14 protein-coding genes are annotated in these 16,802 nt (G+C 44.8%); 4 read left to right on the forward strand and 10 right to left on the reverse strand.

All coding sequences use genetic code 11. The features are described 5' to 3' along the window. Nucleotides 1-58: 58 nt before the first annotated feature. Nucleotides 59-778, forward strand: coding sequence for an SDR family oxidoreductase (locus AC6R05_RS19230; RefSeq protein ID WP_032553424.1), 720 nt, complete (start codon nt 59-61; stop codon nt 776-778). Between the two features lie 183 nt (nt 779-961). On the opposite strand, the gene AC6R05_RS19235 is transcribed toward AC6R05_RS19230, so the two are convergent. From AC6R05_RS19235 to ompW, 5 genes are all read right to left on the reverse strand, one after another. Continuing rightward, on the reverse strand, nt 962-2,665 hold the full coding sequence (locus AC6R05_RS19235) for an AMP-binding protein (RefSeq protein WP_500648342.1): 1,704 nt from the start codon (nt 2,663-2,665) through the stop codon (nt 962-964). A gap of 433 nt (nt 2,666-3,098) precedes the next feature. Next, nucleotides 3,099-5,012, reverse strand: coding sequence for a TRAP transporter permease (locus AC6R05_RS19240; protein ID WP_032553425.1), 1,914 nt, complete (start codon nt 5,010-5,012; stop codon nt 3,099-3,101). 74 nt (nt 5,013-5,086) lie between these two features. Beyond that, complete coding sequence (locus tag AC6R05_RS19245) at nt 5,087-6,019, reverse strand: TAXI family TRAP transporter solute-binding subunit (protein ID WP_032553426.1); 933 nt, start codon at nt 6,017-6,019, stop codon at nt 5,087-5,089. 215 nt (nt 6,020-6,234) lie between these two features. Next, the gene (locus AC6R05_RS19250; protein ID WP_500648343.1) at nt 6,235-8,064 is read right to left on the reverse strand and encodes a choice-of-anchor I family protein; all 1,830 of its coding nucleotides are present in this window, start codon (nt 8,062-8,064) and stop codon (nt 6,235-6,237) included. 203 nt (nt 8,065-8,267) lie between these two features. Continuing rightward, nucleotides 8,268-8,909, reverse strand: a complete 642-nt coding sequence (gene ompW, locus AC6R05_RS19255) for an outer membrane protein OmpW (RefSeq protein WP_150868549.1) — start codon at nt 8,907-8,909, stop codon at nt 8,268-8,270. A 398-nt stretch (nt 8,910-9,307) separates the two neighbouring features. Here ompW and glgC point away from each other — a divergent pair, with 398 nt between their 5' ends. Beyond that, nucleotides 9,308-10,525, forward strand: coding sequence for a glucose-1-phosphate adenylyltransferase (gene glgC, locus AC6R05_RS19260; RefSeq protein WP_032553429.1), 1,218 nt, complete (start codon nt 9,308-9,310; stop codon nt 10,523-10,525). An 80-nt stretch (nt 10,526-10,605) separates the two neighbouring features. On the opposite strand, the gene AC6R05_RS19265 is transcribed toward glgC, so the two are convergent. Both AC6R05_RS19265 and AC6R05_RS19270 read right to left on the reverse strand, forming a co-directional pair. Further along, on the reverse strand, nt 10,606-12,018 hold the full coding sequence (locus AC6R05_RS19265) for a YfcC family protein (RefSeq protein ID WP_500648344.1): 1,413 nt from the start codon (nt 12,016-12,018) through the stop codon (nt 10,606-10,608). 405 nt (nt 12,019-12,423) lie between these two features. Further along, nucleotides 12,424-13,044, reverse strand: coding sequence for a hypothetical protein (locus AC6R05_RS19270; RefSeq protein ID WP_500648345.1), 621 nt, complete (start codon nt 13,042-13,044; stop codon nt 12,424-12,426). A gap of 416 nt (nt 13,045-13,460) precedes the next feature. Here AC6R05_RS19270 and hpf point away from each other — a divergent pair, with 416 nt between their 5' ends. Together hpf and AC6R05_RS19280 are read left to right on the forward strand one after the other, a co-directional pair. Then, a complete protein-coding gene (gene hpf, locus AC6R05_RS19275) occupies nt 13,461-13,817 on the forward strand; it encodes a ribosome hibernation-promoting factor, HPF/YfiA family (RefSeq protein WP_152470208.1) in 357 nt (118 codons plus the stop codon). Between the two features lie 199 nt (nt 13,818-14,016). Continuing rightward, nucleotides 14,017-14,172, forward strand: a complete 156-nt coding sequence (locus tag AC6R05_RS19280; protein ID WP_150868545.1) for a DUF3012 domain-containing protein — start codon at nt 14,017-14,019, stop codon at nt 14,170-14,172. A gap of 210 nt (nt 14,173-14,382) precedes the next feature. Here the strand turns inward: AC6R05_RS19280 and phnE (AC6R05_RS19285) are convergent, their stop codons facing one another. Genes phnE (AC6R05_RS19285) through phnC form a run of 3 tightly spaced genes read right to left on the reverse strand, consistent with a single transcriptional unit; the run spans nt 14,383 to nt 16,750 of the window. Beyond that, entirely contained in the window at nt 14,383-15,186 is an 804-nt protein-coding gene (gene phnE / locus AC6R05_RS19285) for a phosphonate ABC transporter, permease protein PhnE (protein WP_032553432.1), read from the reverse strand. Further along, a complete protein-coding gene (gene phnE, locus AC6R05_RS19290; RefSeq protein ID WP_500648346.1) occupies nt 15,186-15,992 on the reverse strand; it encodes a phosphonate ABC transporter, permease protein PhnE in 807 nt (268 codons plus the stop codon). Before phnE (AC6R05_RS19290) ends, phnE (AC6R05_RS19285) begins: the two co-directional genes overlap by 1 nt. Then, complete coding sequence (gene phnC, locus AC6R05_RS19295) at nt 15,980-16,750, reverse strand: phosphonate ABC transporter ATP-binding protein (RefSeq protein WP_152470206.1); 771 nt, start codon at nt 16,748-16,750, stop codon at nt 15,980-15,982. Before phnC ends, phnE (AC6R05_RS19290) begins: the two co-directional genes overlap by 13 nt. Nucleotides 16,751-16,802: the final 52 nt, after the last annotated feature.

Raw genomic sequence — 16,802 nt, forward strand, 5'->3', positions numbered from 1 at the left:
AAATGCACTTAGACAATACGTCGTCACACGACGACATAAAGGTACAGAGGAAATAAACATGAAAAAACTAATCGTAATCACAGGTGCTAGTTCAGGTATTGGTGAAGCAATCGCTCGTCGTCTAAGCGATGAAGGTCACCCTCTGCTGCTTTTGGCTCGTCGTATTGACCGTCTTGAAGCACTAAACCTACCAAACTCTCTAGCAGTAAAAGTAGACGTAACTGACCAAGCATCATTCGAAGCTGCGATTGCACAAGGTGAAGAGAAGTTTGGCCCGGTTGACGCACTGATCAACAACGCTGGCGCAATGCTTCTAGGCCAAATTGATACGCAAGACGCATCTGAATGGAAACGTATGTTCGATGTGAACGTGCTTGGCCTTCTAAACGGCATGCAAGCTGTTCTTGCGCCAATGAAAGAGCGTAACAGCGGCACAATCATCAACATCAGCTCAATTGCGGGTAAGAAAACATTCCCTAACCACGCAGCTTACTGTGGTACTAAGTTCGCTGTACACGCTATCTCTGAAAACGTACGTGAAGAAGTAGCTGCAGCAAACGTTCGTGTAACAACAATTGCACCAGGTGCGGTGGAAACTGAGCTTCTTTCTCACACAACATCTCAAGAGATCAAAGATGGTTACGGTGAGTGGAAGGAGCAAATGGGTGGCGTACTAGCAGCTGACGACATTGCTCGCGCAGTATCATTCGCTTACCAACAACCACAAAACGTATGTATCCGTGAAATCGCTCTAGCACCAACTAAGCAAGAGCCATAAGCTTCACGCGACAACAAACATCACGTCATAATTGACGTTGAATAAAGAAGGGACCTGTAACTAGAAATAGATTACAGGTCCCTTTTGTGTTCTTCTATGTGGATCTTTATCTGCAATATTACACTCAAATACGGTTCGAATACCGTATACCTATAAACTTAACGCATTCAATTAAGATACTAGCTATGCGCTTGCTGCAACTTTCTTGGTATAGGATGTTGTTGAGTGTTCACTTTCCTTTGTGATTTTACTCTCTAAGATCACTTCGTAAGGCAGGTTCAAGTTGAGTAGATGCTCATAACGTTGTTCAATTTGGTCCCTTTTAAGCTTCAACGTAGGTGTTAGCAAACCATTCTCAATACTCCATGGCTGTTCCACAACAATCAGGTGATCGAGTCTTTCATGGGCTTCTAATTCTCTGTTTACTTTCCTTAAGGTAGCTTTCAGTTCTTTTCGAACATGGGCTGCGGTACTAGGTGTGCCTTCACCTAAAACAATTAATGCAATCGGCTGTTTTCGACCAATCCCCATGACGCATACTTGCTCAATATCTGGATTCCTACCTAAGCTGCTTTCAATGGGAACAGGTGAAACGTACTTTCCTTTACTCGTCTTAAACTGTTCCTTTACTCGTCCAATAATTCGCCACGAGCCATCAGCATTAAGCTCTGCTTTATCACCCGTCTTAAACCACCCCTCTTCGAAAGCGGCTTTGGTGGCTTCTTCATTTGCGTAATAACCCGAGAAGACAGCATCCCCTTTGATCAGAACTTCACCTTCTTCAGACAATTTCATTTCGACACACGGTTGAGGCGTTCCAATTGTTCCAAGGTGTTCGAAATCAAAAGGGACATTGCTGCACGATAGGCCTGACGTTTCTGTCATCCCCCAACCTTCACCGATACTAATACCGATCTTATGGAACCAAAGAAGTACTTCCGAGGAAATAGGTGCACTACCAGAACCAAATAAAACCGTGTCTTGAAGACCTAGGTTTTCCCGTATTTTACGCGCAACAATTTGGCCAATAAACGGGATTTTAAGTAGTAGCTGTAAACGGTTATTAGGCATCTTCGCTAAGATCTTTGACTGGAACTTGGTCCATAGCCTTGGTACGGAGAGGAAAGCAGTCGGACGAGCATATTTAACATCTTCAATGAAGGTATCAATTGACTCAGTAAAAAACACTTCAGCTGGATTATAAATCGATGGAAGTTCAACCACACAACGCTCAGTGATATGAGCTAATGGCAGATAAGACATAACGCGAGTTTCCCCTGGTTGAAAAAATATCTCACTGCCAGATGTTGCTGACGACGCAACGTTTAAATAACTAAGTTCAACTCCCTTTGCCAAACCAGTGCTTCCAGAGGTATAGATGATCGAAAAAGTATCGTTAAGACTAGGTGTGTTAATCTTTTCAAGTGGCGTCAACATCGACAGCCAAGCATGCCAGTCAAGTTTGCAATCAACTTTAGCACTAGGCATAGCTATGGTAACTAGTGATTCAGGTAAGGCTTTATTCAACTCTTTGGCATCATCTAACTTGCCAATAAACATAGCTTTAGCGCCACTATGCTCCAACACGTACTTTATATTGTCTGCACTTGCGGTTGGATAAATCGGAACACTAACCAAACCAGCCATCATTATTGCTAGGTCACATATGTACCACTCTGCCGAATTTTTAGCGATGATCGAGACTTTGTCCCCCTCGACTAACCCACTATCACGCAAACCTTTTGCGACTTTCCGTGCTGTAATCTCGGCCTCAAGCCACGTATAAGTATGCCACTCTCGGTCTACTGGTTGATGAAGCCATACCTTGTCAGGATGTTGATCTACGTTGATATTAAATTGCTCTAAAGGCGTACGATAAGCTGTCATTAGTTGCTGTCCCTAGTCATTTAAGATTGAGCTTCCAAAGTGGTTATAGCGATCAATAGACTCAGGGAGATGGTGAGAACTAACACCAGAAACCGATGAACACTTAACCACTTATGGTCTGACCACATTAATTTTGAACAACATTTAATCAACAAATATTTAACATTCACTCTATTGGATGAGACATTATCTAGCAACAACTTGAGAATGAGTTGATAGATTTATAACTAATGATCGTGTGACGTCAATTTATAGCTTTGCTTCGGGGTACATTTGTAGCCTGAAAATAGTCACGGTTAATGTAGAAGCAGTTTTCTCTATATCATAGGGTTAACTGGGGTAAAGCAAGACGATGGTTTTTGTGCGATTCCGTAAAAAAAAGGGATCTGAATATTCAGATCCCTTTCTCATATTTATATAGCGTTAATACAGATTAGGCTTGCTGAGCGACCTCGCGACTGCGCCATTGAATCACTATTAGTCCGATGATAATGACGATACCCAGAGGACCTAAGCCGAATGGATTGAGGAGCAACAGTGGAATGGCGAGCAATGCTACCAAACGTTCTACCATGTTCAATGAGCGAATCAGGTAACCCTCAATCGCGATAGCGATGGCGACAATGATCGTCAGCGTTTGAACGATAGAGAATAGCAACGCTGGCATACCATCGTTCGGATTAACGATGCTGGTGTATGCCATCATGATTGGGATGATGAACAGGCCACCAGCAAGCTTAAATGCCTCTACCGATGACTTCATTGGATTAGCATTAGCAACACCTGCACCAGCGAAGGCAGCAAGTGCGATCGGTGGTGTTACGTTAGAAGTCTGTGACAACCAGAATACGATGAGGTGAGCCGTTAACAGAGGCAAACCAAAGTCTGTCAGCATTGGTACCGCCATAACTGCAAGTACGATGTATGCCGCCGTAACTGGGAGACCCATTCCGAGCACCAAGGCTACCAAACTGATTAAGCCCAGTGCGATAAGCATGTAACCGCCAGAAAAATCCATCACAAACTGAGTGAACTGCAAGCCAATACCTGTCTGCCCTACTACACCAACAATGATGCCAGCGGCACCACAAGCAGCAGAAATTGGTAACGCCATTAACGCACCATTCTTCATACCTTCGATGAACTTCTTTAGTCCAATGCGACTGTGCTTACGAAGTGCTGCCGTCATTAGAATCGCACTACAACCCGCAACACCCACCAGCAGTGGTGAATACGCCATCATTAGCAGCACTGTAATAAGAATGAGGGGAATCAGGTGGTGCGCACCATCTTTCATCACTGCAATTACCGCTTCAGTTTTGCTCACAGCTTGCAGATTCAGTTTGCACGCCATCAGGTGAACATAGAGCAGAGTACAGAAGAAGTAGAGAATCGCCGGTGCAATAGAGGCAATCATGATTTCGCTATAAGGCACACCAGTAAACTGCGCCATCACGAACGCACCTGCGCCCATAATAGGTGGCATGATCTGCCCACCCGTTGAGGCTGCAGCTTCAATACCCGCAGCTTGCTCTGGTTTATAGCCAAGCTTCTTCATCATCGGAATGGTGATAGAGCCAGTCGTCACCGTGTTTGCAATTGCCGAACCTGAAATAGAACCTAAGCCCGCCGAGGCCAATACTGCCGCTTTAGCTGGACCACCACGGTATTTACCTGCAATCGAGAATGCGAGATCGATAAAGAACTTGCCCGCGCCTGTGACTTCAAGAAACGCACCAAACAACACGAAGATGAATACCGTTGTTGCAGCAATACCGAGTGCCGAGCCAAATACGCCATTCGCAGAATAAATCTGGAACTGGATCAGCTCTTGTAAGCTGTATGCCTTAATCGCAAAACCACTTGGCAGCATGTCGCCCAATGCACTGTATGCTAGAAACAGAGCAGCAATGAACACCATCACCCAACCTACGGTGCGTCGGCAACCTTCCAACAACAATGCTAGCAAAGTACAACCTGCAAACATGTCGGCAAACTGAAGGCCGTAGAATAGATGGTTAATATCGTTGTAATCAAAGATCCACAAGCGGTATCCTGCAAAGACCACCACGCCACACAAGATCACATCGATCAGCTTACCGACCACAAAGAATTTGTTCTCACGATTGGCGATCAATGGATAATGAAGAAAGATCAATACCAACACCCAACATAAGTGGATAGGTCTGAAATAGGTCGCGGAAATGGTTGAGCTAACACCCTGCCAAATTTGAAAAACAGACAATGCCACCGCAACAACCAGTGTCAGGTAGCCCATAACATTCACCAGTTTTTCATACGGAAGCGGTTGTGAAGAAGAGTGTTGATTATCAGGGGTAATATCCATATTAATGCCTGCTGGATAAGAACGAATTGATAAAAAAGGGTAAGTGAGAGATCACTTACCCTGAAGTAGTTTAATTACTTGCTAACAGAATCTAGGTACTTTTGAGCACCAGCATGTAGTGGTACGCCTTGTAGTCGAGATGCATTCTCTGGTGTTGTCATTTCAGCCATTTTTACGACCTTGCGAATATCACCAATGTTCTCAAATGCAGCCTTAGTTAGGTTGTACGCCATGTCATCGCTCATGTTCGCGTTAACCACCAACACATTCCACACGCTAAGCGTTGATACAGGGTCAACCTTATTGTAAACACCTGCTGGGATGTCATAAGCGCTGTAAGCTGGGTACTGCTTCATGAAGTTTGCGCTCTCTTCGTCCGAGATAGACAGCACTTTAATATCATGAGTCAGAGCAATCTGAGTCACCGCACCTACGCCTTGGCCACCAACGATAAAGCCAACGTCAATTTGACCATTTGCCAGTGCGTTAGTAGTTTCTGAGTAGTTTAGGTAAACCGCATCGATGTCTTTTTTAACGTCAATACCCATTGACTCAAGTAGTGCTGCCGACGTTACCGCCGTGCCACTTGCAGGCGCACCTAGAGAAACACGCTTACCTTTTAGTTGTGATAGAGAGTCGATACCCGAATCTTTAAGAGTGATGGTATGCACTAGGTTTGGATATAGAGCAAACAGTGTTTTCACTGGCATTTTTTTCGGGAACTTACCTTCGCCGTTGTATGCGTCTAGAACAACGTTACCCATAGCGATACCTGCGATCATATCGCCACGAACTACCTTAATCGTGTTCTCAACCGAAGCCGCGGTGACTTCTGCTTTGGCATTCACATCTGGCACGTTTTCAGACCAAACCTTAGCCAGCGCGCCACCGAATGGATAGTAGATACCACTTTGACCACCAGTACCGATTGAGTAGTTTTCGGCACTTGCCATTGCAGGCAAAATCGCGAATAAAGCCACTAATAAATTACGTTTAAGCACAATCATCTCCTTGATTATTAAACCGTAATTAGATCTAAACCTAGCTACAGATTTTATTTACTGATCGTTTTTTGAACCGTTTAAAACATTACTCTGCGACCGAATATTGTGCAATAAATTACAGTGCAAATGTGAAGCAAGTGTTAAATCGATCACTTATCAATAAAAAAGGGCAAGCCTAAGCTCACCCTTCTATTTTCAACAAATATAACAATTTGAGATTAAAACTCGATTTGAAATACCGATGTTGTACCACTCACTTCGTTACCAACTGCAATGAAGTGTTGACCAGAGCGACTGAAATACTTGATGGACTCAGGACCTAAATCCCCCGCCTTTGAGCTGTAAGTGTCGTTGTCACAATCACCATCTTCATCAACCTCGGTACATACAGGTTGTGAGAAATCGCGATTATTAAGGTAACTAATGAAGCGACTCTCTTTCGGGTCGGTAACGTCGTAAACCATAATGCCGCCATGACGCTCCAGGCCGATAAAGGCATAGTGCTTACCATTGATGTTAGCCACTTCAATGGCTTCAGGTTCGACACCTTTATCATCACTGCGATCATCGCCACTCATGCTGTTGTCATTGGTGCTATTGAAATTTTCTGGTTGCTGTTGATAAACAATTTTCGCAAAATCGTCACCGCTATCAAATACCAACTCACCAGCTTCATTCCAGATAGAGAATGAACGAGAACCAAACGCTTGAACTTTTTGATCAGCTTGTAATGTTTGTTGTGGTTTGATCACTTTTAGACGAGCCAGTTGCTTGTTATCTTTAAGTGCATCGGCCAACGGGTGATCATCAGCAACATCTAGCTTTTTACCACGAACTTCATCCACATAAGCGATACAGAAGTCTTCTTCAGTTGCATACTCGGCAGTGCCTTGGTAGTCATCCCCATCCCATTTGTAGCCAATCTCATCACACATTTTTTGTGTCGTATCGATGCCGTATTCTCGACCGTCCCCTTCATTGGCGGTCAGGATGTAAGTTTCACCATTCACGCTATAACTCGCAATGCTGTCAGGCATGTACAAACCTTCTAGCATCTCATAGCTCTTGAAGTGACCGAGTTTCTTGTCTTTATTAGACGCATCAAGCTCAAATTCAGCCCATGACTTACCGCCCAGTCCGAAAATGGCATCAACGCTTGCAGATTCAACGTCGATCGCAGCTAGTGCGTTGTTCTCCTGTAGCGCAACATAAAGCTTGCCATTGTCAGAAAAAGTCAGATATTCCGGCTCAAGGTCTTGAGCTACGGTAGCGTTCGGGGCAGAGATACGGACCTTGTCACTCAGTTCGCCATGGCGCGCTTGTCCTTGGTTGAACGCTTTGAAATCAATCTGCGTAACCACTGCATCTTTTGGGCCGTTAAGCAGATCGATAAGCGTCACGCTGCCCTCAGGGTCGATGGTGTAATCCGCGTTCGGCTCGCCTTCGTTAGCGGTTGCTATGTAGCGACCATCTTTTGAAAAGCTCACCATATCCGGCAAAGCGCCCGTACCGTACGTAGTGATAAGTTCCAATGTATCTGAGCGATAAAGTGCGACTAAGCCATTTTCCTGCTTGTCTGCGTTTTCGATAGCAACCGCAACTAAACCGTTGTGTGTAGAGACACTGTTTGCTGCGCCGATATTGATATCAGAAGCCTGAGCAGCTGATTGTAGATCAATCGAACCCTCGTTGGTCGGTTTACCACTGTCATCTAAAGCAAGTACATCAACCTTTTTCGCTTGTGCATTTACAACGTACAGCTTATCGGTACACGCATCGTAGCTCACGATTTCAGCCGCAGACGTGTCAAAAGGTGCATTGGCAACTGACGTTCCGATTAGACGAAGCCCTGTCACTTCACCCGAGGTCGAAGTTGGTGGCGTCGAAGTCTGACACTGATAACCAAAAGCAACGGGTGCCGAGAAAGCAGCATCTTGGTTTTGTGTTGATTGCGAACAACCCATCAGCGCAAGCGAAACAGAGATAGAAGTGAAGAGTTGAGTGGTATTGAGATTAATTCCAGTGAGTTTTGACACGTGCTTTTTCATATATCCTCCATGAGCGAGAATCGCAATGCTAGAGGGCTTGTATGACAGAACGCAGACAGCGAGGTTACCAAAAGGTTACATTGATAGATCAGTTATATATTTATTCAGTCGCGACCAAACAAAAAAACGCCCAAGCTGGCTGGTGCTTGAGCGCTTAAAGTTAAGGCGATGGACTAATTAGAACGACTTAAAAGCGCGTCAAATTAGAAGTTGTAACCACCACCGATCATGAATACCCATGGGTCGATATCTACGTCAGTTTTGAACGTATCTGTCGCAGTTTTGTATGTTGCAGTTGTACCAATGTCTGCGTACCAAACTGATGCGTTTAGGAACCAGTCATCATTGATCATGTAGTCCATACCCACATTTGCTGCTAGGCCCCAAGAATCATCTAGAGATACGTCTGTTAGACCTGCGTTTTTACCCGTACTAGTCAGAGACTCGTCGAAGAATACTGTGTAGTTGATACCCGCACCCACGTATGGACGGAAGTCGCTCTCAGAATCACCGAAGTAGTATTGAACCATGAACGTAGGTGGAAGGTGCTTAGTTTCAGCTACTTCACCAACACCGTTTACAGAGATACCGTGAGAAAATGGAGTCGCTGCTAGTACTTCGAAGCTGATGTTGTCAGTAAACATGTAACCAAGCGTTAGACCTAGTTGCGTGTTTGAATCTACTGAAAACTCTAGAGCGGAGCTACCTAGAACGTCACCGCTGCTATCGTTTGGAGATACGATTGCAGCGCCTGCACGAACGATGAAATCGCCTTCGCTGTGAGCAAGAACGTTAGCAGACATAAGGGCTGAAAGAACTGCAATACCACATACTGTTTTTTTCATTATTATTTCCTTTTGTAGGGCTTACTTATTGATGAGTCAGTAATCATTTCTTATTTTGCGTGCAAGGTATCACACAATAACCCCACATTATTGATGGAAATCAATTTGTGAAAAGTTATGAGTATTTATATAAATTTATTTAACCTCGATCACTCTATTCACCCAATTTATTGACACTTTTGTAATGCAGCTTTTCCGTGCGTCATTTTGTTAATCAATCATGCCCGCTAGACTCACGCACTGTATTGGTGCAAAAACACACCTTGCCACCATCACCTGTTCCGTATTGGTGCACAAAATCCTATCAACCTGCTTTCACCTCTAAAATTCAACAACTTACATATGGCGCAATGCTTGCAGTAGTCTTGGCATAATCATAAATACATTGAGGTTCTGACATGCAAGACACTCTAACTATCGTCCTCGCAGGCGGCGTAGGTTCTCGGCTTTCCCCACTCACAGACAACCGCGCCAAGCCCGCTGTGCCGTTTGGTGGCAAATATCGAATCATCGACTTCACGTTAGCAAACTGTTTACATTCTGGTTTGCGACAAATACTGGTGTTGACTCAATACAAATCCCACTCTTTACAGAAACACCTGCGTGATGGCTGGTCGGTACTCAACCCAGAGCTTGGCGAGTTCATCACCAATGTTCCCCCTCAAATGCGCACTGGAGACAGCTGGTACAGCGGTACGGCTGATGCCATCTATCAAAACTTGTATCTACTCTCTCGCAGTGAAGCGAAACACGTCGTGGTTCTATCTGGTGATCATATCTATCGCATGGACTATGCGCCGATGTTAAAGCAGCACAAGCAGACCGAAGCGGATCTAACGGTAGCGTGTATGGAAGTGTCGATTGATGAAGCGAAAGAATTTGGGGTGATGGAGATTGACGAGTCTCATCAGATCCAAAACTTCACCGAAAAACCAAGATACCCAGCCTGTGTTCCGGGTAGGCCGACGAGAAGTATGGCTTCGATGGGGATCTACATCTTTGATAAAGAGGTACTGACTCGCGCCCTATTAGACGATGCTGAAGATCCAAACTCGAGCCACGACTTTGGTAAAGATATCATCCCGAAACTCGTGAACAATCAGAGTGTTTATGCTTATAAATTTGGTAGCGAAGAGGGTCGAGTCACCCAAGACGCATACTGGAGAGATGTCGGCACAATTGACTCCTACTACCAATCCAATATGGATTTACTTAAGCCAGTCTCCCCGATCGATCTTTACCAACCGGATTGGGCGATTCGAACCTATGAACCGCAGCTTCCCCCAGCTCGAACCATAGCTTCTGTCGAGGGCAACCAAGGCATCTTTATCAACTCAATGATTGCCAATGGTGTGGTAATTGAAGGCGGGTCTGCTCAGAACTCCATCTTCTTCCCGAAAGTAAAAGTCGAGAATGCGGCGATTGTTATCGACAGCATCTTGTTTGAGAATGTAGAGATTGGCAAGAACTGCCACATTCAGAACTGCATTATCGACAAGCATGTGAAAGTGCCTGCCGGAACCGTAATTGGCGTTGATAGCAAAGCCGATGCTGAGCGATTTCATATTTCAAAAGAGGGTGTGATTGTAGTGCCTTCCTCGTATCGTTTTGACTAGATCTTAAAATGTAAACTGAGCACTCCAAACACGAAAAAGGCAGCGATTAAGCTGCCTTTTGTCTATCAAATCAAACCCGATTAGAACGGCCCCAATTCAATCATCTGAGCGATAACCACAGAAATCAAAGCACCCACCGACCAAAATAGGAACAGCGGTAGGAAAAAGCGAACCCACTTCGAGTAAGGTACTTTTGCAATCGCTAGTACCGCCAGCAAGCCGCCGTTGGTTGGGTAGATGTAATTCGATATACCATCACCCAGTTGAGAGGCAAGCGCCGCCACTTGGCGTGTTACCTCACCAATATCCGCTAGAGGGATAATGATTGGCATGGTAATCACAGCCTGACCACTTCCCGATGGGATGAACAGGTTGATCACGGCTTGTGAAAAGTAGATACCTGCGGCCGCCACCAGCTTCGAGCTGCCCGAGATGATTTGTGCTAGGTAGTAGATAATAGAATCGACAATCTTAGCGTCTTCCATGATCGTCAACACCGAACGAGCAAAGAAGATGATCAACACTGCAACCAGAACATCGCTCACGCCGCGTGTCCAATATTCACAGATCTTATTCGGCGAAAGGCCTGCAACCAAACCCGGAATAATAGCCATTGCGACAAAAGCACCCGCAATTTCAGTAAAGCCAAAGCCCATCGTCAGCGTACCGAAAATCATATACGCAAACACGCCAAGGAACGCCACACCCGCCAACTTTTCACGCGTGGTTAGGGTTTTCGCTTCAACGTTAGACTCGTAGTGGTAACCCGTACCATGCAGTAGCCCTTTGGTTGGGTCATGCTTTACCTTACGTGCGTAGTTCAAAACATACCAAGCACCTGTAAGGAGCATAAACATACCGACAATAAAGCGGTACCACATGCCTGAATACATTGGCAGCTCTGCAATCGTATGTGCAATGCCGGTAAAGAATGGGTTCGCTAATGCTGCAGCAAAGCCCGCACAGCTTGCCAAAAGAACCACGCCAAGTGCCGTAATCGCATCGTAGCCAAGCTTGATACAAATAGGGATCATCAATGAGATGAAGATAACGTCAAGTTCACGCATACCTGTGAAGGTCACGTTGAAAAAGATCGCGGTCATGATCACTGGCGCGATCACGTACAAACCTTGCTTTTTCAACTTACTGGTTAACGCAACAACGGATGCATCGAGTAAACCCATATGCTTGATGATACCGAAGGCACCACCCACAAATACTACAACGCCCATTACGCCAGAGGCAGACTTGAAGCCTTTAAAAAATGATTCGAAAAATGAGGCTAATGTCGTTGGGTTACTGCTAAGTAGTGTATAGCTATCTGGGTCGATGACCGTTCGACCGTTCATTACTACACGTTCAAATTCACCTGCCGGGATAAAGTAGGTTGCAATCGCTGCAACGATAACCATGATGACCAGAGAGAGAAACGGGTGGTTCACCTCTTTTTCATCAGCAGATACAGGTACGGATGAAGATACCGTAGATGTCATATAAGCTCCTTACTTGTCAGCTACTAGCAACGCCTAGCAGCAAGGATTATTTTTTGGAAATACAAAACCCTTCACGCCAACAAAGTTAGCGCTAATGCGGGGTGTTTAATAAAGGTCTTTGATAGATGGGGCTCTCAATGCACATGAATGAAGCAGTCTGAGCTACTTTCTTGCGTCCGAGCAGAATGCAGACGTTCAGCCTGATAGCTAAACTGAGTGAGGACATTACCCATAAAGGCGGAATTGACCGCGTAAGTAATGCGTATTTTATCAATTACAAAGACAAGCGGCGCATAATAGCATAACGAGCGGTAAAATGGACTAAAAATGTGACTTACGTCTAACTTTTATCTCGATACAAAAAAGCCCCGCTAGAGCGAGGCTTAAAAGCAGAGGATATGTCTGTTATTTCGGTGCTAATTCATCGCTCTCTACCAATTCGTCGCTCTTTAGCAACTCATAATTCTCTGCCATTTCATGAGGTGCGATCCCATATTCGTAGTCGGCTAGGAAACCATCCTTATACACCTTCATGCCTTTATCATCCCAGCTCACCTTGATGATCGCTGTTTTGCCATCTTCACTGCCCATTAGCTTTAGCATCTCGGCATCTATTTTAATCGCTTTGATGGTTTTAATACGCTTGAACGGCTTAAATTCTGTGGTTGAAGTTGGCAGTTCACCATAGCTGCTTACCCAAGTCTCTTTTGGCACCAACCATTGATTATAAACATCGTCTACTATCGGCTTAGGCATACTTGCAATCACAACACCATCTGTCATGACATTATTGGTTTCCAAGCTATAACCTCCCTTACCGTCTGACACATAAGTCGGGAAATCCGCGCCGATTTCAGACTCCGCGGGTAAGCGACCAAGGGTGACTGATTTTTTCACGTACAACTCAGCAGTCTCAAACTTTTGCATGATTTCAGGAATTGCTTGAAATTCTACTGGGGCAGCAAACAGATTAAATGACACGGACATAGAAGCTGCGAGTGCAGCAAGTTTTAACGGCATAGACATAGTCAGAAGATCCTTAATGAACAGTGCGCCTACGATAAACCGCATAAAGTACGAGTCAACAGATTGCTGAGGGAAATATCAAGAGCTGTGATATTGATTGAAGGTTTTCGAGCTCGAAATAAGAGCAAAGTAAGCAGTTGTATAAAAAGTGACTAATATTGAGAGTAATTAGCTTGAAGGGATAAATTACTGCGGCAGAGAACCAAATTAGAGTAATTCGTCAGGCATGATGCAAAATTAAACATGTATCAAAATCACGAGACATAATATGCGCACGGTTTTGGTGAGTTTCAAGAGTCAAACAACAGATTATTTGATAACACTGAACTCAATCACACATGTGTATTTCCGCTGTTGGTTAATCTAACGGATGTTTGCTACGTTTAAATGACACAGTCATTGGAAAGGTATGATTTATGAAAGTAAACGTTCAAACACATCACGTATCAATTAACGACGACTCACGCAAAGACATCGAAGGCAAGTTCGATAAGATTGCTAACCACTTTCCATCACTGATCAGCTGCGACATCATCATCACTAAAGAGCACAACCAACATCAAGTTGAGGTATTCACAAATTACGAAGGTGTGCGTGTAACAGCCAAAGCGACAGACGATATTATGTATCCTGCCGTAACCGCAGCAATCAAGAAACTTGAAGCAGGTCTGAGTAACAGAAAAGGGCAATTGAAAGCCGATCTTCACGCTAAACCGACCAGCACTAAGCCAGAAATCGCGTCTGACATCATTCAAGAGATGAAGCTAGTTTAACTTGGCACTCTTTCATCTTATAAGGTGAATAGATAAGGAAAACAGAATATTAAGAGCCAGCCAATGCGCTGGCTTTTTTGATCGAGAAAGGAAATAGCCTCAAAGATTTAAACCATACAAAGTGTTGGTGATATCACAAATTGCAAGTAGTATGGAATCCACTATCGTTATGGAACAATGCAATAAAAGGATGTTTATTATGAAAAAGATCGCGCTGGTACTTTTCTTAGCAAGCCAACTGATGGCCTGTACAGAGGTCGGCAGTGAAGCTTGGTGTACCGATATGAAAGAGAAACCAAAAGGCGACTGGACTGCAAACGAAGCCGGAGACTTTGCTAAGCACTGCGTATTCTAATCCCAGTCATCAGGATAGCTGATTGCATTAAAGCTTATCTCACTAGACCAAAGCTTATCGCACTCGAACAAAGCTAGCAGAACGGATAAAACGCAGAGAACGAATCTAAAAAAACGACCCTAGGAAGACCGAGACTCCTAGGGTCGTTTGAGCTTAATAATGCTAGACAAAAGCTCTCAATCACACAGTTTTACGTTAGGGGATACGTCATTAGATCAGTTTGTTACGAATATGAATCACAACGGCTTCCGCGATGATCACGACCGCAAAAATACTCACCAGTACCATTGATACCTTCTGCCACTCAAACAAGTTTTGAGCATCATTCAGTACCACACCGATACCACCCGCACCTACTAAGCCAAGCACGGCGGATTCACGAACGTTAATATCCCAACGGAACAGAACAATCGAGTAGAAAGCGGGCATGACTTGTGGCCAATAACCTTTTAGTAGAACACTCATCCAAGACGCGCCAGTTGCACGTAAGGCTTCAATTGGCCCCATGTTCACTTCGGCAATGGCTTCCGCTAACAGCTTCCCTACAAAGCCTACACTGCGGACGGCAATTGCCATAATGCCTGCAAGAACACCGGGGCCAAACAGGGCGATGAATAGCAGGGCCCAAACTAATGAGTTCACTGAGCGTGAAGACACTAGAAAGAACTGAGCAATCCAATTCAAGCTTTTGTTTGGCGTAATATTTGGCGCATTCAACAGCGCTAAAGGTATCGCAAAAATAAGAGTAAACAGTGTGCCGAGCGTTGCGATGTGCAGCGTCTCGATCATCGCATCATGAATGGTCGTTGGATAAAACCCATAATCCATCGGTAGCATGCGTTGAAACATATCCGCGAACTGCGCAGGCGCGTCATACAGAAACTCAGGAATCACTTCCACTGTTTGCCAAGACCACACAATCGCGCTCACCAAACTCAGATAAATGGCGAATCGAGCGATGCGTTCATTAGGAGTAAATCGCTGCCACTCTCTATCAATAGATGCTGTTGTCATCAGAAAATTCTCCTAACGATGTTGGAAAGAAACTCACCTACAAGAATCAAAGCGATAATGGTGATCAAAATAGCCGCTACAAAATCGTAATCGAAGCGCTGGAATGCCGAGAACAGTGTGCCACCCAGACCACCCGCACCAACGATACCAACCATGGTCGAGTTACGTAGGTTCGAGTCGAGTTGGTAGCTAGCAAAGCCAATAAAGCGAGTGAACACTTGCGGCATTACCGCGTATAGAATCACACTGACAAAACTGGCACCGGTCGCTTTAATGGCTTCGACTGGTTTGAAAGAGATCTCTTCAATCGCTTCTGCAAACAACTTGGCAATGAAGCCAATTGAAGCGAACACGAGAGTCAGGATCCCTGCCAATGCGCCGAAACCCACGGCTTTTACGAATAGAATCGCAATGATTACTGGGTGGAAAGAGCGACATAGCGCGATAAAGCCTCGAATTGGCGTTGATACAATCGATGGCATCATGTTTCTTGCTGCTAATAAGCCCAAGAACAGAGAGATAACGATGCCGAAGAAGCTCGAAATAATCGCGATCTGCAAGCTCTCCGCCAAACCACTTAACAGTAAGTTTGTGCGTGAAAAATCGGGCGGAAACATGCGCGATAGTAAACGCTCACTTTCGCCAAAACCGATAATTAGTCGCTCAAAGGTCAAACCCAAGGTCGAAAAGCTATAGAAAAGGTAAGCGACGATCGCCACCACAATCGCACGGTTTGTCCACGATGCCTTAAACGGATTCTGATATTGAGTCTGCGATGTCGATGAGTTTGTGGTTAATCCAGCCATGACTCACCTCCGTAGATGATCTTAAGGTCATCTTCTGAGATACCTTCAGGGCTGCCATCGTAATGCACCTTACCGTTACACATACCTATGATGCGTTTCGCATAACGCTTCGCTAGGCTCACATCGTGAATGTTAACGAGTACCGGGATATTTTTCTGCTGTGCGAAGGTTTCCATCAACTCCATGATTTCTACCGCTGTTTTAGGGTCAAGAGATGACGTTGGTTCATCAGCCAGTAAGATGTATGGGTCTTGCATAACAGCACGAGCAATACCCACACGCTGTCTTTGACCGCCAGATAAGCTGTCTGCACGCTGATTAGCGAAATCTTGAAGGCCAACAAATTCTAGTAGTTCGAAGGCTTTTGCAAGATCCTGTGAAGAGTAGTTACGACGCCACGCATTCCAAGCCGTCATGTAGCCTAAGCGGCCACTCAGCACGTTCTCAATAACAGTCAATCGCTCTACTAGGTTGTACTCTTGAAAAACCATACCAATGTGACGACGCTGTTTACGCAGCGCTTGTCCCTGCAGTTTTGTCAGGTCAGAACCATCAAAGATAATCTCACCCTTACTTGGATCATTTAGACGGTTGATGCAACGAAGCAGTGTACTTTTACCCGTACCTGATGGGCCAATGATGGCGATGATCCCTGGTTCATCGATATCAATATTAATTCCTTTAAGGATCGGCTTTCCTGCTACGTATTCGTGATACAGGTCGTTGATCTTAATTCCGTCATAGCTAGCTACGGCCATACTGCGTTTCCTTGTGCAAATTTAAAATGAGCGATGCCCTACCCGTGAGGGC

This window comes from Vibrio sp. R11-SG3-ISO9, assembly GCF_059834255.1.